We start from the raw sequence: 22,245 nt of genomic DNA, 5'->3' as shown, positions 1-22,245 counted from the left end.
TCGCCCGTCGGCGTGCCGTTCGGCGCGCCGACCGGCCGTCCGGAACAAATCTCGCCGGGCTGTTTGATCCCGGGTGCGCCCGGATATTGGACAGGAGTCGAAGTCGCGTGGAAACGAGGTATCCGAATGAGCAACTCGATGCAGGCACGAAACGAACCGTCGCCGTCGGAAGGTGACGGGTACGAGAACATCGAGCCCTGGTTCGAGAAGCTGGCCGCACTGGACGCCGACGACCCGCACCGCGCGGTGGTGCGGGAGGAGATCCTGCACCGCTGCCTGCCGCTGGCACACAACATCGCCCGCCGGTTCACCAACCGCGGCGTCGAGTTCGAGGACCTGCTGCAGATCGCGCGGCTGGGCCTGGTGCACGCGGTGGACCGGTTCGACCTCGAACACGGCGACTCGTTCCTCGGGTTCGCGGTGCCGACCATCATGGGCGAGGTGCGCCGCTACTTCCGTGATCACGGGTGGGCGGTGCGGGTGCCGCGCCGGATGAAGGAACTGCACCAGCTGCTCGGCCCGGCCACCGACCGGCTGACCCACCAGCTCGGGCGGCAGCCGACCGCACGGGAGCTGGCGAGCGAACTCGGTGTGGAACTCACCGAGGTCACCCAGGCGCTGGTGGCGCGCAATGCCTTCACCACCGAATCCCTCGACGGCGGCGAGCGGACCACCGAGGAGGGCGGTGCGCTGCCGATCGCCGACCGCCTTGGCGCGGTGGAACCGTGCTACGGCCTGCTCGAGGACGCGATGGCGGTGCGCCCGCTCATCGCCGCTCTGCCCGAACGCGAACGACAGGTGCTGATCCTGCGGTTCTACGACAACAAGACCCAGGCCGAGATCGGCCGCCTGCTCGGCTGCTCGCAGATGCAGGTGTCGCGGATCCTGGCCAAGACGCTGACCATGCTGCGGGAGAAGGCGCTGGCCGAGCCGGTGCCCGCCTCCTGACATCGCCCGTGGCATCCGCTCAGCGGCGGCTGCGTTCCCGCAGCGCCGTGGCGTGGGCGTGGATGACGGCGGGCACCGTGTGCACGGCCACCGCGGCGGCGTAGTCGATGAGGAAGTGCCCGTCGGGCTCGCACACGGTGAGGCTGTATCCGACCAGGGGACGGTCCAGCACCGACAGCGCCCGCGCCCAGTGATCGATGGCGACCCGCAGTGCCAGCTCGTCCAGCGCGGCGGCCACCTGCGCCCGGCTGCCGGTGTGCCGGGCCGCCCACCAGGGGCGTGCGCCCGCCGGCCAGGTGATCTCCACCAGGCAGTCCAGCGGGCAGGGTTCCGGTGCACCCGTCACGGGCGCCATTGTTCCCCCGCCGGGCCGCGCGGGCACCCCCGCGGCCGACAACGCGGCGTTTCGCGGGCGGTTCGGTGGTCCTATTCGGTGGCGGTCGACTGCTCGCCCACCTCGGTCTCGGCCAGCACGCGGCGCAGCAGCTTGCCGGTGGCGTTGCGCGGCAGTTCGTCGAGGAACACGACGTCGCGCGGGACCTTGTGCCTGGCCAGGTTCGCCTTGACGTAGGCGCGGATCTCCTGCGGGTCACGGGCGGCGCCCTCCGCGGGCACGACGAAAGCGCGCAACCGCGTGCCGAAGTCGCGGTCGGGCACGCCGACGACGGCGGCCTCGAGCACGTCGGGCCGCTCGACCAGCAGGTTCTCCACCTCCAGCGGGAAGACGTTCTCACCGCCGGAGACGATCATGTCGTCGTCGCGGCCGTCGATGAACAACCGTCCCTCGGCGTCGAAATGCCCGACGTCACCGCTGGAGAGCAGCCCGTCGACGATCTCCTTGTTCCGGCCGTCGGTGTACCCGCTGAAGCTCAGCCCGCTGGAGACGAAGATCGTGCCGACCACGCCGGGTTCGGTGATCCGCCTGCGCTGCTCGTCGTAGAGGGCGACCCGGCAACCCACCGGCGGACGGCCGACGGTGCCCGGCGCCTCCCGCATGTCACGCGGGGTGGCCACGGCGGCCACGGCGACCTCGGTGGAGGCGTAGAGGTTGTAGAGCACCTCGCCGAACGCCGCCTCGGTGCGCTTGCTCAGATCCGGTGACAGCGCCGAGCCGGCGGCGAAGATCACCCGCAGCGACGAGGTGTCGTACCGCCCGAGCACGTCGGGACCGAGATCGATGATGCGCTGCAACATCGTCGGCACCAGCACCAGGGTGGCCGCGCGGTGTTCGGCCACCGCGGCGACGGTGGCCTCCGCGTCGAAGCGGCGCTGCCGCAGCACCACCTTGTTGCCCAGGCCCCAGCCCAGCCCGAACTGGGACAGCCCGGTGCCGTGGAAGATCGGTGCCGCCATGACGATGGTGTCCTCGCGCGGCATCGGGATGCGGTCGAGGAACTGCGCCGACTGCAACGGCGAAACCTTGTCGCGCGGTGCGCCTTTCGGTGTCCCGGTGGTGCCGCTGGTGAGAATGACGATCCCGCCGGGGCGCTCGGGCGCGGCGGGCGCCTCGCCCCGGTGTGCGTCCACGAGCGCGTCGATGGCGGGGATCGCCGGGTCGACCTCGTGTTCCTCGTCCACCCAGGTCAGGAAACGCGCGGTGGTCTCGGGCACCGCCGAGACCACGGCGGCGAACTCGCTGTCGAACAGGATCGCCCCGACCTGCTCGCGCGTGGCCACGTCGGCCAGCTGCGGCTTGGCGAATCCGGTGTTCATCAGCACCAGCCGCGCGCCGAGCTTCCCGGCCGCGAGCATGGTGAGCACGAAGCCGCGGTGGTCGCGACACAGCGACGCCAGCACCGTGTCCGGGCCGAGTCCGGCCGCGGCCAGCCCGCAGGCCAGTGCGTCGGACCGCGCGTCGAGTTCGGTGAACGAGAGGGTGCCGTGTTCGTCGACGAGCGCGGGGGCGTCGCCGTAGGTGCGCACCGCGTGCCGCAGCACCGTGACGAACGGGCCGTAGATGTCGGCGTCGCGCATCGTGCGGATGGTCTCGCCCGGGCGCCGCATGTCGATCATGCCGCGTTTGCCGAGCACGCGCAGCGCCGCCACCGCGTCGGTCACCGTCCGCAACGCCGCCCGCGGCGATACCGTCGTCCCCACTGGAAAACCCCTTCAGCCGAGTGGTTGTGCTGGCCGCGTTTCCGCGGCGCCGGTCGCTCCGGCCTGCGGGAAAGCCTAGTGCAGGGGCAGAATATCCATTCACTTATTGCGGAAATCCGCCGCCGGCGCCCGACGCGCGCGCGGGTTCGGCGATGACGAATTCGTGTTTCGCTTCCATTACTGTCCAACACGAACGCCCCGCGTCGCTTACATTGCGAACGGGTGGTGACACCCGGGTTTCACCCAATCGAAAAGTGGAGGGTGCTGTGTCTGTTCGATCAGTGCTTGGCGGGTCCGCGGTGCGGGCTTTCGCCGCGGTCGTCGGTGGTGCGCTGGTGTTGACGGGGTGCACGACCAACACCGAGGAGTCCGGTCCGGCGGCGTCGAAGGTCCAGGTGGACAAGGTCACCGAGATCGCCGACCGGTTGCCCGACAAGATCAAGCAGTCCGGCAAGCTGGTGGTCGGGGTGAACGTGCCCTATCAGCCCAACGAGTACCGGGACGCCGACGGCAAGATCGTCGGATTCGACGTGGATCTGATGGACGCGGTCACCGCCGTGCTCGGCATCCAGGCCGAATACGTGGAATCGGCGTTCGAGAAGATCATCCCGGCCATCCAGGCGGGCACCTACGACGTCGGCATGTCCTCGATCACCGACTCCAAGGAACGCGAACAGCAGGTCGACTTCACCACCTACTTCAACGCGGGCATCCAGTGGGCCCAGCAGACCGGTAAGCCGATCGACCCGGCGAACGCCTGCGGCAAGCGGGTCGCGGTGCAGGCCACCACCGTCGAGCACACCGAGGAGGTGCCCGCCAAGAGCGCCGAGTGCGTGGCGCAGGGCAAGCCGCCGATCGACATCAAGGCCTTCGACGAGCAGAGCGCGGCGACCAACGCCCTCGTCCAGGGCCAGGTGGACGCGATGTCGGCGGACTCGCCGGTCACCGCGTACGCCATCAAGCAGAGCGGCGGCAAGATCGAGCCCGCGGGCCCGGTCTTCGACTCCGCGCCCTACGGCTGGGCGGTGCAGAAGGGCTCGCCGCTGGCGGCGGTGCTGCAGGCGGCGGTCAACCACCTCATCCGCAACGGCCAGTACAAGCAGATCACCGAGAACTGGGGCGTGCAGGACGGCGCCATCACCGAATCGGTGATCAACGGGGCCGTGAGCTGACCGATGACCGGTAGCGACGACCCCGCGGTGTCGCGGGAACCGGAACCCATCAAAGCTGTTCCCCTGCGCAGGCCCGGCCGCTGGATCGCGGCCGGGATCATCCTGGTGCTGCTCGGCCTGTTCGTCTACGGCGCGGCCACCAACGAGGCCTACCAGTGGGGCACCTACGGCCGGTACCTGTTCGACACCCGCATCCTCTCCGGCGCGCTGGTGACCCTCGAGCTCACCGTGCTCGCCATGGCCATCGCCATCGTGCTGGGCACGGTGCTCGCGGTGATGCGGCTGTCGCCGAATCCGGTGCTGCGCTCCACCGCGTGGGTGTACCTGTGGATCTTCCGCGGCACGCCGGTGTTCGTGCAGCTGGTGTTCTGGGGCCTGTTCCCCTCGCTGTACCGGCAGATCGACCTCGGCGTGCCGTTCGGGCCGCAGTTCTTCCACCTCGACGTGCAGGGCCTGCAGGCCGCGTTCGCCTTCGCGGTCATCGGTCTCGGCCTCAACGAGGCCGCCTACATGGCCGAGATCGTCCGCGCGGGGATCAACTCCGTCGGCGAGGGACAGCGGGAGGCGTCCATCGCCCTCGGCATGTCCTGGGCGCAGACCATGCGCCGGACCGTGCTGCCGCAGGCGATGCGGGTGATCATCCCGCCCACCGGCAACGAGCTGATCGGCATGCTCAAGACCACCTCCCTGGTGACCGCCATCCCGCTCAGCACCGACCTGTACGGCCGGGCCCGCGACATCTACGGGGTGAACTTCCAGCCGATCCCGCTGCTGTTGGTGACCGCGACCTGGTACCTGGCCATCACCAGCGTGCTCATGGTCGGGCAGTACTACCTGGAACGGCACTACTCGCGCGGTGCGTCGCGGCAGCTGACCGCCAAGCAACTGCGTGAACTGGCCGACGCACAGAAGCTGGATGCCGCGAAATGACGTCCACGACGAAAGGCGCCGCCGCGGCGCCGCCGATGATCCGCGCCGACCGGGTCTGCAAGAACTTCGGCGCCCTCCAGGTGCTCAAGGGCGTCTCGCTGGAGGTGGGGCGCGGGGAGGTGCTGTGCATGATCGGGCCGTCCGGCTCGGGCAAGTCCACCTTCCTGCGCTGCATCAACCACCTCGAGCAGGTGAACGCGGGCAGGCTCTACGTCGACGGCGAGCTCGTCGGTTACCGGCAGAAGGGCGACAAGCTCTACGAACTGCATCCGCGCGAGGCGGCCCGGCAGCGCCGCGACATCGGCATGGTGTTCCAGCACTTCAACCTGTTCCCGCACCGCACCGCGCTGGAGAACATCATCGAGGCGCCGGTGCAGGTGAAGAAGATTCCCAAGGCCGAGGCGGTGGCCCGCGGCCAGGAGCTGCTGGCCCGGGTCGGTATGCGGGACAAGGCCAACGCCTATCCGGCCCAGCTCTCCGGCGGCCAGCAGCAGCGGGTGGCGATCGCCCGGGCGCTGGCGATGGACCCCAAGCTCATGTTGTTCGACGAGCCGACCTCGGCGCTCGATCCGGAGCTGGTGGGCGAGGTGCTCACCGTCATGCGGGAACTCGCCGACAGCGGCATGACGATGGTGGTGGTGACCCACGAGATGGGGTTCGCCCGCGAGGTCGCCGATCAGCTGGTGTTCATGGACGGCGGGGTGGTGGTCGAGGCGGGAGCCCCGCGCGAGGTGCTGGCGCAGCCGAAGCACGAACGGACCAAGGCCTTCCTGTCCCGGTTGCTCTGATCGCTCAGCCGCGGCCGAGGGCCAGGCGCAGCTGACCGAGCAGCACCTTGGTGGCCGGGGCCGGGTGCTGGTCGGTGCGCCAGGCCAGCGCCAGCCGGCCGTGCGGTTCCGGATCGGTGATGCGCAGGGTGCGGACGCCCGCCGCCGCGGCCTCGGCGGGGCCGATGGCGGGCACCACGGCGATGCCGAGCCCGCGCGCGGCCAGCCGCAGCAGCAGCGCGGGTGCGGCGGCCTCGAACGCCACGTCCGGGGTGAATCCCGCGGCGGCACAGGATCGCTCGAAGACGCCGCGCAGGCCGGTGCCGCGGGTGAGGCAGATCAGCGGGCGTCCGGCCAGCGCGGCGAGCGCGATGGTCTCACCGTGATCGCGGTCCGTGGCGGCGACGGCGGCGACGATCGGGGTGTCCAGGACGACGTCGATGCCGAGGGCGGGATCCAGCGGTGCGCCGGTGAGGCCGACCAGCGCGATGTCCAGTTCGCCGCGGAGCAGGGCGGCGAGCATGTTCTCCGAGGTGTCCTCGGTGAGGCTGATGGCGATCTGCGGATGGTCGTGGTGGAAGGCGGCGAGTACGGCGGCGACGTCGAACTCCTCGGTGGCCGCGCCGGAGATCAGCCCCATGCGGACGTGGCCGCGCAGCAGCCCGGCGAATTCGTCCGCGGTGTGCGCGATCCGCTCGGACGCGGCCAGTGCGGCCCGTGCGTGCGGCAGCACGGCCGCCCCGACCTCGGTGAGCGTGACGCTGCGGCCGCCGCGGTCGAGCAGCGGGTGGCCGAGTTCGCGTTCCAAGGACCGGATCTGTGCGCTCAGGCCGGGTTGCGCCAGGTGCAGTCGAGCGGCGGCACGGGTGAAATTGCCCTCCTCGGCGACCGTCACGAAGTAGCGCAGCTGCCGCAGTTCCATAACCGATGATTCTAGGTTCGAGAAGGATCATCTGTTGTACTTCTCGACCGGGGCGGCGCACGGTGAAGACATGCACACCGACACCTTCTCCGGCCCGGTCCTGCGTCCGGGCGAGCCCGAGTACGACGCCGAAGTGGCGGGCTTCCAGACCGCCTACACCCATCGCCCCGCGCTCGTCGTCGGCGCGCGGCACACCGAGGACGTCCGCGCGGCGGTGGAATACGCGGCGCGCCATGGCTTCCCGGTGGCCGTGCAGGCGACCGGGCACGGACTGTCGGTCCCCGCCGAGGACGGCGTACTGATCAGCACCCGGCGCATGACCGCCATCCGGATCGATCCCGCCCGCCGCACCGCCCGCATCGGGGCCGGGGTCAGGGCGGGCGCGCTGATCGACGCGGCGGCCGAGCACGGGCTCGCGCCGCTGACGGGCTCGTCGCCGTCGGTCGGCGTGGTCGGCTACACCCTCGGCGGCGGGCTCGGCCTGCTCGCGCGCCGCTACGGCTACGCCGCCGACCACGTGCGCGAGATCGAGCTGGTCACCGCCGACGGGCGGGTCCGCACCCTGCGTCCGGGCGACGACCTCTTCGGGGCCGTCCTCGGGACCGGTGGCAACTTCGGCGTGGTCACCGCGCTGGAGGTCGAGCTGGTGCCCGTGCGCACCGTGCACGGCGGCCAGCTCGTCTTCGACACCGAGCTGGTGGCGCCGGCACTGGCGGCCTGGCGGGACTGGACCGCGACCGTGCCCGACGCGCTGACCTCCTCGTTCACCATGCTGCGCTATCCGGACATCGAGCAGGTGCCCGCCGCCGTGCGCGGGCGCTACGTCGCCTCGATCCGCATCGCCTTCGACGGCCCCGCCGAGGCCGGGCAGCGGTTGGCCGGCCCGCTGCGCGCGGTCGGCGACCGGTTGCGCGACGACCTGCGGGACATGCCCTACACCGAGTCGCACACCATCCACGCCGACCCCGACCATCCGCACCCCTACGCCGCGACCAACGCCCTGTTGGGGGAGTTCACCGGAGCGACGGCGGCGGCGCTGCTGGACATGGCCGGTCCGGACGGCGCGGTGGCGGCGGTCCTCGACATCCGCCACCTCGGCGGCGCGCTGGCCGAGCCGGGACCGGCGACGCCGGTGGCCGATCGGAGCGCGCCTTTTCTGGTCCGGGTCATCACCATGCCCGAGCCCGGCGCGGGCCGGGTGGCTCCGGAGGAGCACGGGCTCGTGCGCACGGCGCTCGCGCCGTGGACCGTCGGCCACAGCCTGGCGTTCCTCTACGGCGCCGGCGACAGTGCGGACGAAGCGCAGACCAGGGCGGGCTACCGGCCCGAGGTCTACGCCCGCCTGGCCGGGCTGAAGACGGCGTACGACCCGCACAACATGTTCCGCTTCAACCGCAACATCCGCCCCGCCTGATCGGCGGTTCCGGGCGCGCCCGCGTCATGCTATCTTCGTGCTATCACTTTGATACCCGGAGGTTGTCATGAAGCTCAGGCCCGCGGTCCACGTCAACGGCTTTCTGGTGCTGGTGGCATGGCTGGTGCTGACCCTCGTCTTCGGTGGCGCGGCCGCGCTCGGCTATGTCACCGGGGCGAAGGACGGCAACGTGCCCGCCCTGGTCGCCGCGATCGCCGCGACCGTCGTCGTGGTCGTGCTCGCCCTGCTCGCCACCGGCCTGACCGTGGTGAACCCCAACGAGGCCAAGGTCGTGCAGTTCTTCGGCCGCTACATCGGCTCGGTCAGCGAGCCCGGCTTCTTCTCGGTGGTCCCGCTCACCGACCGCAAGAGCATCTCGCTGCGGGTGCGCAACTTCGAGACCCAGAAGCTCAAGGTCAACGACGCCGACGGCAACCCGGTCGAGATCGCCGCGGTGGTCGTCTACCGGGTGGTCGACAGCTTCAAGGCCGCCTTCGCCGTCGACGACTACGAGGAGTACGTGGAGACCCAGTCCGAGGCCGCCGTCCGGCATCTGGCCACCACGCACCCCTACGACGCGCACGACGCGGGCCGCACCAGCCTGCGCGACGGCACCGAGATCGCCGAGGAACTCACCGTCGAACTGCGCGAGCGCACCGAGATGGCCGGTATCGAGGTGCTCGAGGCGCGCATCACTCACCTTGCCTACGCACCGGAGATCGCCCAGGCGATGCTGGTCCGCCAGCAGGCCGCCCAGGTGGTGGCCGCGCGCACGCACATCGTGGAGGGCGCGGTCGGCATGGTGGGCATGGCGCTGGACCGGCTCACCGCGCAGGGGGTGGTCGAACTCGACGAAGAACGCCGGGCGGCGATGGTGTCGAACCTGCTGGTCGTGCTGTGCGGCGACCGGGCCACACAACCGGTGGTCAACGCCGGAACGCTCTACAACTGAGCCCGGCTGATGCCCGAACGCAAGAAGTTGCTGCTGCGACTCGACCCGGCCGTCCACGAGGCGATCGCCAGATGGGCGGCCGACGACCTGCGCAGCATCAACGCGCAGATCGAGTACGCGCTGCGCCTGGCGCTGGAACAGGCCGGGCGCAAGCCCAAAGCCGACTAGCGCCCGCCGTCCCCGGCCCCGGCGAGTTCGGTCCGGGGTCAGTCCGGTTTGCGGGTCACGAAGATCGCGGTGCCGGGGAAGATCTCCCCGCGCAGCGGGCTCCACTGCCCCCATTCGCGGTCGAGCCACTCCGGCCAGTCCGGCTCGATCAGGTCCTCCAGGACCAGCCCGGCGGCGACGATCTCGCGGACCCGATCGCCCATCGTGCGGTGGTGCTCGACGTAGGTGGGCGTGCCCTCGGCGTCGACCTCCACATACGGCGTGCGGTCGAAGTAGGGGATGGTCGCGGTGAGCCCGGCCGCGCCCGGGTCGTCGGGGAAGATCCAGCGCATCGGGTGGTTCACCGAGAACACCCAGCGCCCACCGGGCCGCAGCACCCGCGCCACCTCCCGCATCACGCGCGCCGAGTCGGCGACGAACGGCACCGCGCCGAACGCCGAGCAGGCGGCGTCGAAACTGGCGTCGGCGAAGGGCAGCGCCTCGGCGCCGGCCTGCACCAGCGGCACCCGCGGCCCACCGCGCGCCATGGCCGCCAGCCCGCGGCGCAGCATCCCCATCGACAGATCCAGGCCGACCGCGTGCGCGCCCTGCCCGGCCAGCCAGCGCGCGCACGGCGCCGATCCGCAGCCGATCTCGAGGACGCGTTTGCCGGTCAGGTCCGGGCCGAGCAGGCGCATGTCCCCCTCGTGCAGGCCCTCCGGGCACCAGACGAACTCACCGCCGGGGGAGTCGACGCCGAGGAAGTCGGCGTGGGTGCGGTGGTAGTCGTCGGCGTCGGCGTCCCACCAGCGCCTGCTGGCGCGTTCGCTCTCGGCCGAGCCGAGGCGGGTGCGCGCCGTCCCGGTGGTGCCCAGCACCGCGTTGGCCTGGGCATGACGTTCGTCGGACACGGGTGCTCACCCTATCCGTCCCGCGCTGGATGTTTGCGCTCGCTCCGGGCCCGCCCGGCGCGCTCCCACCGTGGTGCGGACCGGTTTGCCCCTGCCGACCAAGGTCGCGTACGCTGAACCCGCGAGTGTGCACTGTTGCCGATGTTTCGCAAGGCGGTCCCGCCGCAAAAGTGGTTCCGTTCAGGCGGTTCGCCGTCACAGCGTACTGAAGATCAGTGCACCCGTGCTGGGTTTCACACATTGATGAGTGCGGTACGTTCCTTGGTGTCCGTCGTCGCATCGTCGCGGTGATCACGCAGCGTACCGAAAGTTCCAATGTCCGCAACCGACCACAATCCGTCCGGAGCAAACCGACACATGCCCACCACCGTCACCTCGCCGCAGGTAGCCGTCAACGACATCGGCTCCGCCGAGGACTTCCTCGCCGCCATCGACGCCACGATCAAGTACTTCAACGACGGCGACATCGTCGAAGGAACCATCGTCAAGGTCGATCGCGACGAGGTCCTGCTCGACATCGGTTACAAGACCGAAGGCGTCATCCCCTCCCGCGAGCTCTCCATCAAGCACGATGTCGACCCGAACGAGGTCGTTTCCGTGGGCGATGAGGTCGAGGCCCTCGTTCTCACCAAGGAGGACAAGGAAGGCCGCCTGATCCTGTCGAAGAAGCGGGCGCAGTACGAGCGTGCGTGGGGCACCATCGAGGAGCTCAAGGAGAAGGACGAGGCCGTCAAGGGCACCGTCATCGAGGTCGTCAAGGGCGGCCTGATCCTCGACATCGGCCTGCGCGGCTTCCTGCCCGCCTCGCTGGTCGAGATGCGGCGCGTGCGCGATCTGCAGCCGTACGTCGGCAAGGAGATCGAGGCCAAGATCATCGAGCTCGACAAGAACCGCAACAACGTGGTCCTGTCGCGTCGTGCCTGGCTGGAGCAGACCCAGTCCGAGGTCCGCAGCGAGTTCCTGCACCAGCTGCAGAAGGGCCAGGTCCGCAAGGGTGTGGTCTCCTCGATCGTCAACTTCGGCGCCTTCGTCGACCTGGGCGGCGTGGACGGCCTGGTGCACGTCTCCGAGCTGTCCTGGAAGCACATCGACCACCCGTCCGAGGTCGTCGAGGTCGGCAACGAGGTCACCGTCGAGGTGCTCGACGTCGACCTGGACCGCGAGCGCGTGTCGCTGTCGCTCAAGGCCACCCAGGAAGACCCGTGGCGTCAGTTCGCCCGCACCCACGCGATCGGCCAGATCGTGCCGGGCAAGGTCACCAAGCTGGTGCCGTTCGGCGCGTTCGTCCGCGTCGAGGAGGGCATCGAGGGCCTGGTGCACATCTCCGAGCTGGCCGAGCGCCACGTCGAGGTGCCGGACCAGGTCGTGGCCGTGGGCGACGACGCGATGGTCAAGGTCATCGACATCGACCTGGAGCGTCGCCGGATCTCGCTGAGTCTCAAGCAGGCCAACGAGGACTACAGCCCCGAGTTCGACCCGTCGAAGTACGGCATGGCCGACAGCTACGACGAGCAGGGCAACTACATCTTCCCCGAGGGCTTCGACCCCGAGACCAACGAATGGCTCGAGGGCTACGAGAAGCAGCGGGACGAGTGGGAGTCGCGCTACGCCGAGGCCGAGCGTCGCCACAAGATGCACACCGCCCAGATGGAGAAGATGGCGGCCGACGCCGCGGCCGAGGCCGCGAACGGTGGCGGCGGCAACTACTCCTCCGAGAGCGGCGCGCAGTCGTCCGCCGGTCAGTCCGAGCCCGCCGGTGGCTCGCTGGCCAGCGACGCCCAGCTGGCCGCGCTGCGGGAGAAGCTCTCCGGCAACGCCTGAGCGTACTGAGCACGACGACCCCCGGACCGATCGGTCCGGGGGTCGTCCGCGTTCGGTAGCCGTATCCGTCCGCGGAATTCCCCTCGGATGCGGAAGACCCCGGTCCGTGTGGACCGGGGTCTTGTCGTGACGTGGGTGGAACGGTGCCGTCGCGAGCGGCCTCAGCTCGCTGCTGCCGGTACCCAGCGCGACGTCGCCATGGCGGGGCGGCGGCGCATCGCGGAGAAGCTGTGCCGGGCGGGACTGACCAACGAGGTGAACCACGAGCGGCGGTGCTCGGCGAGCGCGGCCGCGACGGCGGGGATCTCGAGGCAGTGCACCCGACCCGGCGTACCCAGGCGGTGGCGACCCGCTTGGTTGTTACTCATGCCCAATGGTGTTCCTTTGCTTGCTGGTATCGGCCTGGATCGCCACGGCGAAGATTAGTCGAACCGAACTCGACCGCAGAGTATTTTGCTGGAGTAATTGCCCGGCGTGTCGGAACTTTGCCGTTCGTGCCGGGTGCCGAACCGGAAATGTTGCGAATCGGTCTCGGCGCCGTCACGGAACGGGCAATGCGCGCCCGCGCTCCCGGGAGAAAATTGCCCACCGCGCGCCCGGGATAAACGCGACGCCGGCCACGGTGGTCCGGCGCGGACGCCGACGGCGGGGATGCGAAACTGGGCCCATGTTGCGTATCGGCCTCACCGGAGGCATGGGAGCGGGCAAGTCGACGGTGGCGCGGATTCTCGCCGATCTGGGGGCGGTGATCGTCGATTCCGACGTGATCGCCCGGGAGGTGGTGGCGCCGGGTACCGAGGGGCTGGCCGCCCTGGTGGCCGCGTTCGGCTCCGACATCCTGGCGGCCGACGGCAGCCTGGACCGGCCCGCGCTGGCGGCCAAGGCATTCGCCGACGACGCGGCCAGGGCGAAACTCAATTCCATCACCCATCCGCTCGTCGGCAAGCGCACGGCGGAATTGATCGGCGCCGCGCCCGCCGAGGCGATCGTGGTGCAGGATATTCCGCTGCTGGTGGAAAACGGGCTGGCGCCGTTGATGAATCTGGTGCTCGTGGTGGATGTACCGGCGGAGACGCGAATTCGGCGGCTGGTCGAATTCCGCGGTGTCGCCGAGGCCGACGCGCGGGCGCGGATCGCCGCGCAGGCCACCGACGAGCAGCGCCGCGCGGTGGCCGACGTCCTGCTCGACAACAGCGGCCCCGAGGGCGCGGTCGAGCAGGTGGTGCGGGAGCTGTGGGAGCGCAGGCTGGTGCCGTTCGAGCGGAACCTGCGCGCGGCCACACCGGCCGCGCCGGGCACGCCGGAGTTGCGGGTCGACACGGAGCGGCAGGCGCAAGCGCAGCGGCTGGTCGCCCGGCTGGCGGTGGCGGGTGGCGCCGCGGCCGCGCGCATCGAGCACGTGGGACCCACGGCGGTACCCGATCTGCCCGCGCGGGATCTGCTCGAGCTGCAGATCGTCGTCGCCGATGCCGCCGCCGCCACCGGGCTGCGGGACGCGCTGGGCGCGGCGGGCTTCCCCGCGATGTCCGGGGAGGGGTCCGGTGCGTTGCGGGCGGCGGCCTGGCACGGCAGCGCCGATCCCGGCCGGCCCGCGGTGGTGGCCGTGCGTGTCGAGGGCACGCCGGAGCAGCGGTTCGCGAGTGCGCTGGGTGAGCGGTTGCGCGCGGATGCCGCGCTGCGTGAGGAGTATCTCGACGTCGCGCGCAAGGCCGAGGCCGAGGCGGCGGGCTCGGCGGGGGCGGCGGCAGGGGCGGCGTTCGACGCCGTGCTGCATCCGTGGCTGGCCGAGGTGGCCGAGCGGCTGCTCGGCACGGTCTGACAGCCCGACCGCGGTGAAACGTCAATATTTCAGAAATAGCCCGAGGCTTGCCTCTGCCTGTGTAGCCTGACGCTCACCCCACAGCAGTGGGGCGGGAAGACAGGAAGTGGCAACGCCCATGACAGCAGCACACCGTCACCTGCGACGCGCCGGAATCGGCGCATCGGCCTTCGGCGCCATGCTCGCCACCGCGGTCCTCACCGCGCCGCACGCCGCGGCGTGGGTGGGTGATCTCACCGTCTCCGGGGAGAACCACACGGTCGGTTGCACCTACACCCTCACCGCGCGCGTCGACATCGACCGGCTCACCGAGGTGAAGTTCACCGACAACGGCACCGCCATCGCGGGCAGCCCGGTCAAGCCGTCGCTGCTCAGCGACAAGGTGAGCATCAAGTGGAAGCCCGCGACGCCGGGCACGCACCGCTTGGAAGCCCGGCAGTTGCTGATCAGCGATTCGGTGACCGTGCAGGTCGCCGAAGGGTCCGGCGGCCTCACCGGCAGCGCCTCGTGCGGCGCGAGCGGGCTCGGCAGCCTGTTCCCGAGCCTGTCCGCGGGCTGAGCGGTCCCGCCCGAGGTGGTGCGGCCCGGTGGCGAGGGTTCGCCGCCGGGCCGCCGTCGTGTCGGCCTCAGCGCCAGGTCAGCGTGATGCCCTCGGACGCCAGCCAGCCCTCCAGCGAGTAGCCGTGCGCGGCGATACCGGCGATCGCGCGCGTGGCGTGTTCGATCGCGGCCTGCGCCGCGGCCGCGGAGAGCAGGCCCGCGGCGTGCGCGGCGAGCAGTTCGTCCACGTCGAGCAGTTCGGCCGCCCGTCCGGAGCGCACGACGATGTCGAGGTAGTGGTCCACCGACTGCCAGCGCTGCGGCGCCACCTCGGTGAACTCGCCGAGGTCCAGGTAGTAGTCCTGATCGCGCCGGTGCTCGGGCCGGAAATGGAAGATCGTCACGCGCACCGCGAGCGCGGGCAGCAGCCAGGACTCCAGGTAGTGGAACTCCGGATGGTCGGCGCTGCGCGCCATGTACAGGCCCCAGGGCTCGACGTGGTAGCGCTCGACGGCGCGGACGAAACCCTTCGGGTCGGTGTTGGTCAGGTTCGCCACGTCGAAGTGCTCGACCTTGGGCCGGTGCACGTGTACGGATGCCTGCGTCATGCACCGAGAATCTACCGGCGGCCCGCCACCGGCGCCGGTCGACGGCGGAGCCTCGATCGTTGAGAGTTGAATTTGTTGCTCGCCGGTAGCTGCCCTGGATATCCTGACCGCGCCCAGGCACGAGAGTTCCGTTTCGGTATCCCTCCGCCGTGAGTAGGGCCGGGCAGGAGGGGAGTCCGGCCCTCTCGGGCGATTTCTGTCGGTGCGCACGCCTACGCTGGTGACATGGCTTTCGCTACCGAGATCCCCGCCGAGGGCGAGACCCCCCTCGCGCATTCGGAGTTCCGCCCCGTCGGCGCCATCGAGCGCGCCGAGGGGCGTTTCCAGGTGGTCAGCGAACATCAGCCCGCCGGCGACCAGCCCGCCGCGATCGACGAGCTCGAGCGCCGCATCAAGGCCGGCGAGAAGGACGTGGTCCTGCTCGGCGCCACCGGCACCGGCAAGTCGGCAACCACCGCCTGGCTGATCGAGCGGCTACAGCGCCCGACGCTGGTGATGGCGCCGAACAAGACGCTGGCCGCGCAGCTGGCCAACGAACTGCGCGAGATGCTGCCGCACAACGCGGTGGAGTACTTCGTCTCCTACTACGACTACTACCAACCCGAGGCCTACATCGCCCAGACCGACACCTACATCGAGAAGGACAGCTCGATCAACGACGATGTGGAGCGCCTGCGCCACTCGGCGACCTCGAGCCTGCTGTCCCGCCGCGACGTGGTGGTGGTCGCCTCGGTGTCGTGCATCTACGGCCTGGGCACCCCGCAGTCCTACCTGGACCGCTCCGTGCAGCTCGAGGTGGGTACCGAGGTCGACCGGGACGCGCTGCTGCGGCTGCTGGTCGACGTGCAGTACACCCGCAACGACCTGTCCTTCACCCGCGGCTCGTTCCGGGTGCGCGGCGACACCGTCGAGATCATTCCGTCCTACGAGGAACTCGCGGTGCGCATCGAGTTCTTCGGCGACGAGATCGAGGCGCTGTACTACCTGCACCCGCTCACCGGTGACGTGGTGCGCAAGGTCGACACCCTGCGCATCTTCCCGGCCACCCACTACGTGGCCGGGCCGGACCGGATGGAGCGCGCCGTGCGCGACATCGAGCAGGAACTCGAGGAGCGCCTGGCCGAACTGGAGCGGCAGGGCAAACTGCTCGAGGCGCAGCGGCTGCGCATGCGCACCCAGTACGACCTGGAGATGATCCGCCAGGTCGGCTTCTGTTCGGGCATCGAGAACTACTCGCGCCACATCGACGGCCGCCCGGCCGGGTCGGCGCCCGCCACGCTGCTGGACTACTTCCCGGAGGACTTCCTGCTCGTCATCGACGAGTCGCACGTCACCGTGCCGCAGATCGGCGGCATGTACGAGGGCGACATGTCGCGCAAGCGCAACCTCGTCGAGTACGGCTTCCGGCTGCCCTCGGCCGTCGACAACCGTCCGCTCACCTGGGAGGAGTTCGCCGACCGGATCGGCCAGGTGGTGTACCTGTCGGCCACGCCGGGGCCCTACGAGCTGGGCCGCACCGGCGGCGAGGTCGTCGAGCAGGTCATCCGCCCGACCGGGCTGGTGGACCCGAAGGTGGTGGTGAAGCCGACCAAGGGCCAGATCGACGACCTGGTGCACGAGATCCGCCTGCGCACCGAGCGCGACGAGCGCGTGCTGGTCACCACCCTGACCAAGAAGATGGCCGAGGATCTCACCGACTACCTGCTCGGCCTCGGCGTCCGGGTGCGGTACCTGCACTCGGAGATCGACACCCTGCGCCGGGTGGAGCTGCTGCGGCAGCTGCGGCTGGGCGAATACGACGTGCTCGTCGGCATCAACCTGCTGCGTGAGGGTCTCGACCTGCCCGAGGTCTCGCTGGTGGCGATCCTGGACGCCGACAAGGAGGGCTTCCTGCGCAGCAGCACCAGCCTCATCCAGACCATCGGCCGCGCCGCCCGCAACGTCTCCGGCGAGGTGCACATGTACGCCGACAAGATCACCGACTCGATGCAGTTCGCCATCGAGGAGACCGAGCGGCGCCGCGCCAAGCAGATCGCCTACAACGAGAAGATGGGCATCGATCCGAAGCCGTTGCGCAAGAAGATCGCCGACATCCTCGACCAGGTGTACCGGGAGGCCGACGAGGTGGAGGTCGGTGGCTCCGGCCGCAACGCCAGCCGGGGCCGGCGTGCGCAGGGCGAGCCGGGACGCGCGGTGAGCGCGGGGGTGATCGAAGGCCGCGACGTGAAGTCGATGCCGCGGGCCGAATTGGCCGATCTGGTCACCGAACTCACCGCGCAGATGATGAACGCCGCCCGCGAACTGCAGTTCGAGCTCGCGGGCCGGTTGCGCGACGAGATCGCGGACCTGAAGAAGGAACTGCGCGGCATGGACGCCGCCGGACTGAGCTGACCGCCGACGATGTCACCCGCTGCCGTGGCCGTGCCGGTTCCACGGAACCGGCACGGCGCGGACCGGTGCCGGTGGTCAGGATTGAGTGGCCAGCCACTCCTGCACGCGCCGCTCGCCCTCCTCGCGAGAGACGTCCTCCACCCGGGTCATCACCACCCAGCGGTGGCCGAACGGATCGAGCACGGCGGCGAACCGGTCACCGGTGAGGAACGTCTGCGGCTCGTCCACCGACCGGGCGCCGTGCTCGGCGGCGCGGCGGACCACCGCGTCCACGTCGGGGCAGTAGTGCACGATCGAGGTGTGCACCCACTCGCCGTTGGGGGCGCGCACGCCGTGCTCGGGCACGGGCAGGCCGACCTGGACGGTGGAGTCGCCGATGCGCAGTTCGGCGTGCGCGGGCTGACCGTCGGGCAGGTCGTTGCGGCTGAGCACCTCGGCGCCGAACACGGCCCGGTAGAAATCGATCGCTTTCACCCCGTCGTCGACCGCCAGGAAACACGTGATGGAGTGGTAGCCGTCGGGGATCGGATTCACCTTCGCTGTCATGGTTTCCAGTCTGCGGCGGCCCGGCCTGCCCGATCTTGTAAGAAGGCGACATTCGCGAGCCAGGGCCGGGCGAGCGGAGATGATCGAGGGGCGCCACCGTGAGCGGGCCCGTCGACCCGGGGGAGAAGGGGATCCTGCACCCGCGTGAGCAGTCCCGGCACCGCACCCTGGAGCGGCGCCCGCCCGGGCCCGCGGTCGGCCGGTTCGTCGACTGGTACTGGATCGTGCACTGGGATCTGCGCGGCCGTCCCGCCTACCGCGCCGAGGTGTTGTCGTTCCCCTGCGTGAACCTGACGTTCGAACGCAGCGCGACCCGCACGGGCGCGTTCGTCACCGGTGTCACCACCACCAAGTACGTGCGCGAATTGACCGGTGTCGGTTCGACTTTCGGGGTTCGCTTCCGTGCGGGCGGGTTCGGCGCCTGCACCGGGATCGAGGTGGGGGCACTGCGCGACCGCAGTGTGCCGATACGGGAGGTGTTCCCGGACGCAGGCGACCTGCCCGAGGCGGTGCTGACGGCGGACTCGGACGAGGAACGCCAGGCGATGGTCGAGGACTGGCTGGCCCGGCGGGCGGGCACGGACGACCCGGTGTACCGGCTGGTGCTGCGGATCGTGGACGCGATGGAGCACGATCGCACGCTCACCCGCGTCGACCAGGTCACCGACCGCTTCGGGGTACCGGTGCGGACGTTGCAGCGCATGTTCCGCCGTTACGTCGGCGCGGGCCCGAAGTGGGTGCTGCGCCGGTACCGGCTGCAGGACGGCGCGGATCTGCTCGCGCAGGGCCGGGCGGCCGATTTGGCGACCCTGGCGGTGGAACTGGGCTATTTCGATCAGGCGCATTTCTCCCGCGAGTTCACCGCCGAGATCGGAATGACGCCCTCGGAGTACGCGCGGCATTCCGCGGCGCTCGCCGGAGATTCCGTGGGCGCGCCCGGCCGGTGAGTGCCCGGAAATATCCGCGCCGGAATGCGGGGGTGGCGCGCGACACGCCTGCCCCGATTCTCGCCGAATTTCCGCCACCGCCCTGGGGGCGGCAACGGGACTGGTCAACGGCTCGCGGTGCCCCCGAGCCCGGACCGCTGGGGCGGGTGGCGGCCCGCCTCGCCACTCGGCTCTGTGATGAATATCCCAGGGCCGCAAGAACCTTCGATTCGCTTGTGATAAATCACAGGAATACCCTCCGCCAATTCGAATCCCCGCAGGTAGGCAATGCCGCGTCACAATGCCGGGGCGGGCTCGGCGCGCACCGGGCGCGACCGGCGAAAGTGTGATGTGCTGCGATTTCTGCTGTTTCCGCACCCGGAGCGGCTATCGTCAACCGCAGTCGCCGCGCCGGAGCCCCGACATGCCGGGAACGCCGGGCGCAGGCACCCGACCCGCATAGTTGGAGGAGAGATGACCGCCTACCGGACCATTGTCGTCGGTACCGATGGCTCGGACTCGTCGTACGTGGCCGTCGAGAAGGCCGCCGCCCTGGCGGCCGACGCGGACGCCACCCTCGTCGTGGCCTGCGCCTACTACCCGACCGACGATCGGGAGATCGCCGCGGCCGCCGACGTGCTCAAGGACGAGGCCTACCAGGTGCGCGGTTCGGCCCCCACCACCGAGATCCTGCGCATCGCGCGCGACAAGGCGGTGGCCTCGGGCGCCAAGAACATCATCGAGCGCCCGGTGGTCGGCGAGCCGGTCGAGTCGCTGCTCAACCTGGTCAAGGAGACCGAGGCCGATCTGCTGGTGGTCGGCAACCGCGGCCTGAACACCCTGACCGGCCGCCTGCTCGGCTCGGTACCGTCGGACGTGGCCCGCAAGTCGCGCTCCGATGTGCTGATCGTGCACACCGTGCGCTGATCCGCGACCCCCACGGCTCCGCATCGCCTTCGGGCGGTGCGGAGCCGTCGGGTATCGCCACCCACTCACGCCAGGGCGCCGAGTACCTCCGGCAGCTCGGCGGTGTGCAGGACGTGCAGGCGCTGGGTGGCGCGGGTGAGCGCGACGTAGAGATCGTTGAGCCCGCGCGGTGACTCCTCGACGATCCGGGCGGGTTCGACCAGCAGCACCGTGTCGAACTCCAGCCCCTTCACCTCCGACACGGTCAGCACCCGCACCGCCTCGCCGTCCACCTCCGCCAGCGCGTCGGTGAGCTCGTGCGGTGCGATGACCGCCGTGGTGCCGGGCCCGTGGTGCTCGGCCACCGCCCGCGCGACCGCGGCGGGCAGTTCCGCCTCGGTGACGCGCTCGGCCCGCGGACGATGCCCGGTCTCGCGGACCGAGCGCGGCGCGGTGGCGGCCGGGTCGATCGCGGCGAGGACGTCGGCGGCGACCGTCATGATCTCGGCCGGGGTGCGGTAGTTCACCGTCAGCTCGGTGAGCTTCCAGCGTTGCGCCACATAGGGTTCCAGCACCTGCTGCCAGGACGCGGCCCCCGCCGGATCGCCGGTCTGGGCGACGTCGCCGACCACCGTCATCCAACGGTTCGGGATGCGTCGCATCACCATCCGCCAGGCCATCTCCGACAGTTCCTGCGCCTCGTCGACGATGACGTGGCCGTAGGTCCAGGTGCGGTCGCCCGCGGCCCGCTCGGCGGCGGTCAGCCGGGTCCGCACGTCCTGCCGCTCGGCCAGCTGGGAGGCGTCGATCAGGTCGTAGGCCATCAGGATCTCCGGGTCCAGATCGTCCTCGAGGTCCTGCGGCGCCGAACCGGTGAGGATGTCCAGCGCGTCCTGGGCCTCGGCGAGCTTGGCCCGCCAGCGCCGACGGGCCCGCTCGCGCTCCTCGGTGTCGTCGACACCGAGGAGTTCGGCCAGCTCGTCGAGCAGCGGGGCGTCGGCGGCGCTGAACTCGCCGGTGTCGGGCCGCACCAGTTCCGCGCGCTCCTCGGGCGTGAGCGAGGCCCCCGCGCGGTCCAGCCGCGCCGGATCGGCGAGCAGGTCGGCCAGCACCTGCTGCGGGGTGAGCAGCGGCCACAGCCGCCCGATCGCGGCCTGCACGGCCGGATCGGATTTCATCTCGTCCCGGATCTCGGCCAGATCGGCGCGACTGAGCAGGCTCGGCCCGCCGGACAGGTCGGCGCCCATCGTCTGGGCCAGCTGATCGGTGAGCGCGTCGATCACCGAGTTGGCGAAGATCGGGCGCGCCAGGTTGTGCGGGCGGCGCGAGGACCTGGCCCGGCCGCGGGCCTTGGTGGCGATCTTCTTGTCCAGCCGCACCGGATAGCCGTCGAAGCTGAGCTCGATCGGCTGCGCGGGCACCTCCTGCCGGTCGCGCACCGCCTGCTTGAGCACCTCGAGGATCCGCAGCGAGCCCTTGATCTCGCCCGCGCGCAGGGTGTCGGTCCTGGTCGCCTTCACCCCCGGATACAGGTCGCCGATGGTGGACAGCAGCACGCCGGTCTCGCCGAGCGAGGGCAGCACCTGGCCGATGTAGTCGAGGAAGGTGGCGTTCGGCCCGACGATCAGCACACCGCTCTTGGCCAGCTGTTGACGGTAGTTGTAGAGCAGGTACGCGGCCCGGTGCAGCGCCACCGCGGTCTTGCCGGTGCCCGGCCCGCCCTGCACCACCAGCACGCTCTTGTGCTCGGAGCGGATGATCGCGTCCTGCTCGCTCTGGATGGTCTCGACGATGTCGGTCATGTGCCCGGTGCGGGCGGCGTTGAGCGCGGCCAGCAGCGCGCTCTCGCTGCCGACGCCGCCGTCGGACTCCACCATTCCGGCCCGCTGCGCCGCGTCCAGATCGAGGTACTCGTCGTTGATCGCGGTCACCGAGCGGTTGCGGGTGCGGATGTGCCTGCGCCGGGTCACCCCGTCCGGCGCGGCGGTGGTGGCCAGGTAGAACGGGCGGGCCAGCGGCGCGCGCCAGTCCAGCAGCAGGGTGGCGTAGTCGTCGCGTTCGTCGAGGATGCCGAGCCTGCCGATGTAACGGGGCTCGTCCTCCTCGGCCAGGTCGATGCGCCCGAAGCACAGGCCGTGCTCGGCCGCGTCGTACTTGGCCAGGTCCTCGGTGTAGAGCTGGGTGAACGACTCGCGTTCGCTGCGCGCCTGCGGGGCGCCGCCGTTCTCCAGCAGCACGGTGCGCAGCCGGTTCTGCGCGTAGGCGCGCATCGCGTCGAGCCGTTCGTAGAGCACCGACAGGTAGGCCTGCTCGCGGTCGATCTCACGGTCGCGGTCGGCCGCGGCGTCGGTCGCGTCGCGGTCCTGGGTGAGGCGGTCGGGCACACTGAACTCCTTCTCGATGCCGCTGCTCCCGGGCAGGGAACACC

The 22,245-nt window shown here is 70.5% G+C and carries 21 protein-coding genes; 13 read left to right on the top strand and 8 right to left on the bottom strand.

The genetic code is table 11. The features are described 5' to 3' along the window. The first annotated feature begins 126 nt into the window (after window positions 1-126). Window positions 127-948, top strand: coding sequence for an RNA polymerase sigma factor SigF (locus tag AMO33_RS10860; protein ID WP_060592408.1), 822 nt, complete (start codon window positions 127-129; stop codon window positions 946-948). 19 nt (window positions 949-967) lie between these two features. On the opposite strand, the gene AMO33_RS10855 is transcribed toward AMO33_RS10860, so the two are convergent. Together AMO33_RS10855 and AMO33_RS10850 are read right to left on the bottom strand one after the other, a co-directional pair. Beyond that, entirely contained in the window at window positions 968-1,294 is a 327-nt protein-coding gene (locus AMO33_RS10855) for a hypothetical protein (protein ID WP_137354526.1), read from the bottom strand. 80 nt (window positions 1,295-1,374) lie between these two features. Continuing rightward, window positions 1,375-3,045: an acyl-CoA synthetase gene (locus tag AMO33_RS10850; RefSeq protein ID WP_076573606.1), complete on the bottom strand. Its 1,671-nt coding sequence runs from the start codon at window positions 3,043-3,045 to the stop codon at window positions 1,375-1,377. Window positions 3,046-3,311: 266 nt separating this feature from the next. Here AMO33_RS10850 and AMO33_RS10845 point away from each other — a divergent pair, with 266 nt between their 5' ends. From AMO33_RS10845 to AMO33_RS10835, 3 genes are read left to right on the top strand one after another with little or no spacing between them, the layout of a single operon-like run. Beyond that, window positions 3,312-4,217, top strand: a complete 906-nt coding sequence (locus tag AMO33_RS10845) for an ABC transporter substrate-binding protein (protein ID WP_050767991.1) — start codon at window positions 3,312-3,314, stop codon at window positions 4,215-4,217. Window positions 4,218-4,220: 3 nt separating this feature from the next. Continuing rightward, on the top strand, window positions 4,221-5,147 hold the full coding sequence (locus tag AMO33_RS10840; RefSeq protein WP_011208421.1) for an amino acid ABC transporter permease: 927 nt from the start codon (window positions 4,221-4,223) through the stop codon (window positions 5,145-5,147). A gap of 35 nt (window positions 5,148-5,182) precedes the next feature. Then, entirely contained in the window at window positions 5,183-5,935 is a 753-nt protein-coding gene (locus AMO33_RS10835) for an amino acid ABC transporter ATP-binding protein (protein WP_041560031.1), read from the top strand. A 4-nt stretch (window positions 5,936-5,939) separates the two neighbouring features. Here the strand turns inward: AMO33_RS10835 and AMO33_RS10830 are convergent, their stop codons facing one another. After that, window positions 5,940-6,836, bottom strand: coding sequence for a LysR family transcriptional regulator (locus AMO33_RS10830; protein ID WP_060592402.1), 897 nt, complete (start codon window positions 6,834-6,836; stop codon window positions 5,940-5,942). A 34-nt stretch (window positions 6,837-6,870) separates the two neighbouring features. Between AMO33_RS10830 and AMO33_RS10825 the strand changes: the two genes are divergently transcribed. From AMO33_RS10825 to AMO33_RS30305, 3 genes are all read left to right on the top strand, one after another. Then, window positions 6,871-8,250, top strand: coding sequence for an FAD-binding oxidoreductase (locus tag AMO33_RS10825; RefSeq protein WP_240327480.1), 1,380 nt, complete (start codon window positions 6,871-6,873; stop codon window positions 8,248-8,250). Window positions 8,251-8,317: 67 nt separating this feature from the next. Next, window positions 8,318-9,202 carry an SPFH domain-containing protein gene (locus AMO33_RS10820; protein WP_060592400.1) on the top strand — a complete coding sequence of 295 codons (885 nt, stop codon included), beginning with the start codon at window positions 8,318-8,320 and terminating at the stop codon, window positions 9,200-9,202. A gap of 9 nt (window positions 9,203-9,211) precedes the next feature. Continuing rightward, on the top strand, window positions 9,212-9,370 hold the full coding sequence (locus tag AMO33_RS30305) for a toxin-antitoxin system HicB family antitoxin (RefSeq protein ID WP_011208426.1): 159 nt from the start codon (window positions 9,212-9,214) through the stop codon (window positions 9,368-9,370). A 38-nt stretch (window positions 9,371-9,408) separates the two neighbouring features. On the opposite strand, the gene AMO33_RS10815 is transcribed toward AMO33_RS30305, so the two are convergent. Further along, window positions 9,409-10,260 (bottom strand): class I SAM-dependent methyltransferase, encoded by an 852-nt coding sequence (locus AMO33_RS10815; protein WP_060592398.1) that lies wholly within the window; start codon window positions 10,258-10,260, stop codon window positions 9,409-9,411. 357 nt (window positions 10,261-10,617) lie between these two features. On the opposite strand from AMO33_RS10815, the gene rpsA reads away from it, so the two are divergent. Continuing rightward, window positions 10,618-12,081, top strand: a complete 1,464-nt coding sequence (gene rpsA / locus AMO33_RS10810) for a 30S ribosomal protein S1 (RefSeq protein ID WP_011208428.1) — start codon at window positions 10,618-10,620, stop codon at window positions 12,079-12,081. A gap of 161 nt (window positions 12,082-12,242) precedes the next feature. Here rpsA and AMO33_RS30300 read toward each other — a convergent pair whose 3' ends face one another. Further along, window positions 12,243-12,449, bottom strand: coding sequence for a hypothetical protein (locus AMO33_RS30300; RefSeq protein ID WP_076573604.1), 207 nt, complete (start codon window positions 12,447-12,449; stop codon window positions 12,243-12,245). 299 nt (window positions 12,450-12,748) lie between these two features. Between AMO33_RS30300 and coaE the strand changes: the two genes are divergently transcribed. Together coaE and AMO33_RS10800 are read left to right on the top strand one after the other, a co-directional pair. Then, on the top strand, window positions 12,749-13,900 hold the full coding sequence (coaE, locus tag AMO33_RS10805) for a dephospho-CoA kinase (protein ID WP_060592396.1): 1,152 nt from the start codon (window positions 12,749-12,751) through the stop codon (window positions 13,898-13,900). A 118-nt stretch (window positions 13,901-14,018) separates the two neighbouring features. After that, a complete protein-coding gene (locus AMO33_RS10800; RefSeq protein WP_060592394.1) occupies window positions 14,019-14,459 on the top strand; it encodes a hypothetical protein in 441 nt (146 codons plus the stop codon). 67 nt (window positions 14,460-14,526) lie between these two features. Here the strand turns inward: AMO33_RS10800 and AMO33_RS10795 are convergent, their stop codons facing one another. Next, on the bottom strand, window positions 14,527-15,048 hold the full coding sequence (locus AMO33_RS10795; RefSeq protein ID WP_060592392.1) for a DUF402 domain-containing protein: 522 nt from the start codon (window positions 15,046-15,048) through the stop codon (window positions 14,527-14,529). 225 nt (window positions 15,049-15,273) lie between these two features. Here AMO33_RS10795 and uvrB point away from each other — a divergent pair, with 225 nt between their 5' ends. Beyond that, complete coding sequence (uvrB, locus tag AMO33_RS10790) at window positions 15,274-17,439, top strand: excinuclease ABC subunit UvrB (protein ID WP_011208433.1); 2,166 nt, start codon at window positions 15,274-15,276, stop codon at window positions 17,437-17,439. A gap of 75 nt (window positions 17,440-17,514) precedes the next feature. Here uvrB and AMO33_RS10785 read toward each other — a convergent pair whose 3' ends face one another. Further along, window positions 17,515-17,985, bottom strand: coding sequence for a VOC family protein (locus tag AMO33_RS10785; RefSeq protein ID WP_060592391.1), 471 nt, complete (start codon window positions 17,983-17,985; stop codon window positions 17,515-17,517). Between the two features lie 98 nt (window positions 17,986-18,083). Between AMO33_RS10785 and AMO33_RS10780 the strand changes: the two genes are divergently transcribed. Together AMO33_RS10780 and AMO33_RS10775 are read left to right on the top strand one after the other, a co-directional pair. Next, window positions 18,084-18,932, top strand: coding sequence for a helix-turn-helix domain-containing protein (locus AMO33_RS10780; protein ID WP_060592388.1), 849 nt, complete (start codon window positions 18,084-18,086; stop codon window positions 18,930-18,932). Between the two features lie 453 nt (window positions 18,933-19,385). Next, on the top strand, window positions 19,386-19,838 hold the full coding sequence (locus AMO33_RS10775) for a universal stress protein (RefSeq protein ID WP_011208436.1): 453 nt from the start codon (window positions 19,386-19,388) through the stop codon (window positions 19,836-19,838). Window positions 19,839-19,903: 65 nt separating this feature from the next. Here AMO33_RS10775 and AMO33_RS10770 read toward each other — a convergent pair whose 3' ends face one another. Continuing rightward, on the bottom strand, window positions 19,904-22,201 hold the full coding sequence (locus tag AMO33_RS10770; RefSeq protein ID WP_060592387.1) for a HelD family protein: 2,298 nt from the start codon (window positions 22,199-22,201) through the stop codon (window positions 19,904-19,906). Window positions 22,202-22,245: the final 44 nt, after the last annotated feature.

The organism is Nocardia farcinica (assembly GCF_001182745.1).
Lineage (GTDB): Bacteria > Actinomycetota > Actinomycetes > Mycobacteriales > Mycobacteriaceae > Nocardia > Nocardia farcinica.
This window is presented reverse-complemented; position numbering and strand designations above follow the sequence as displayed.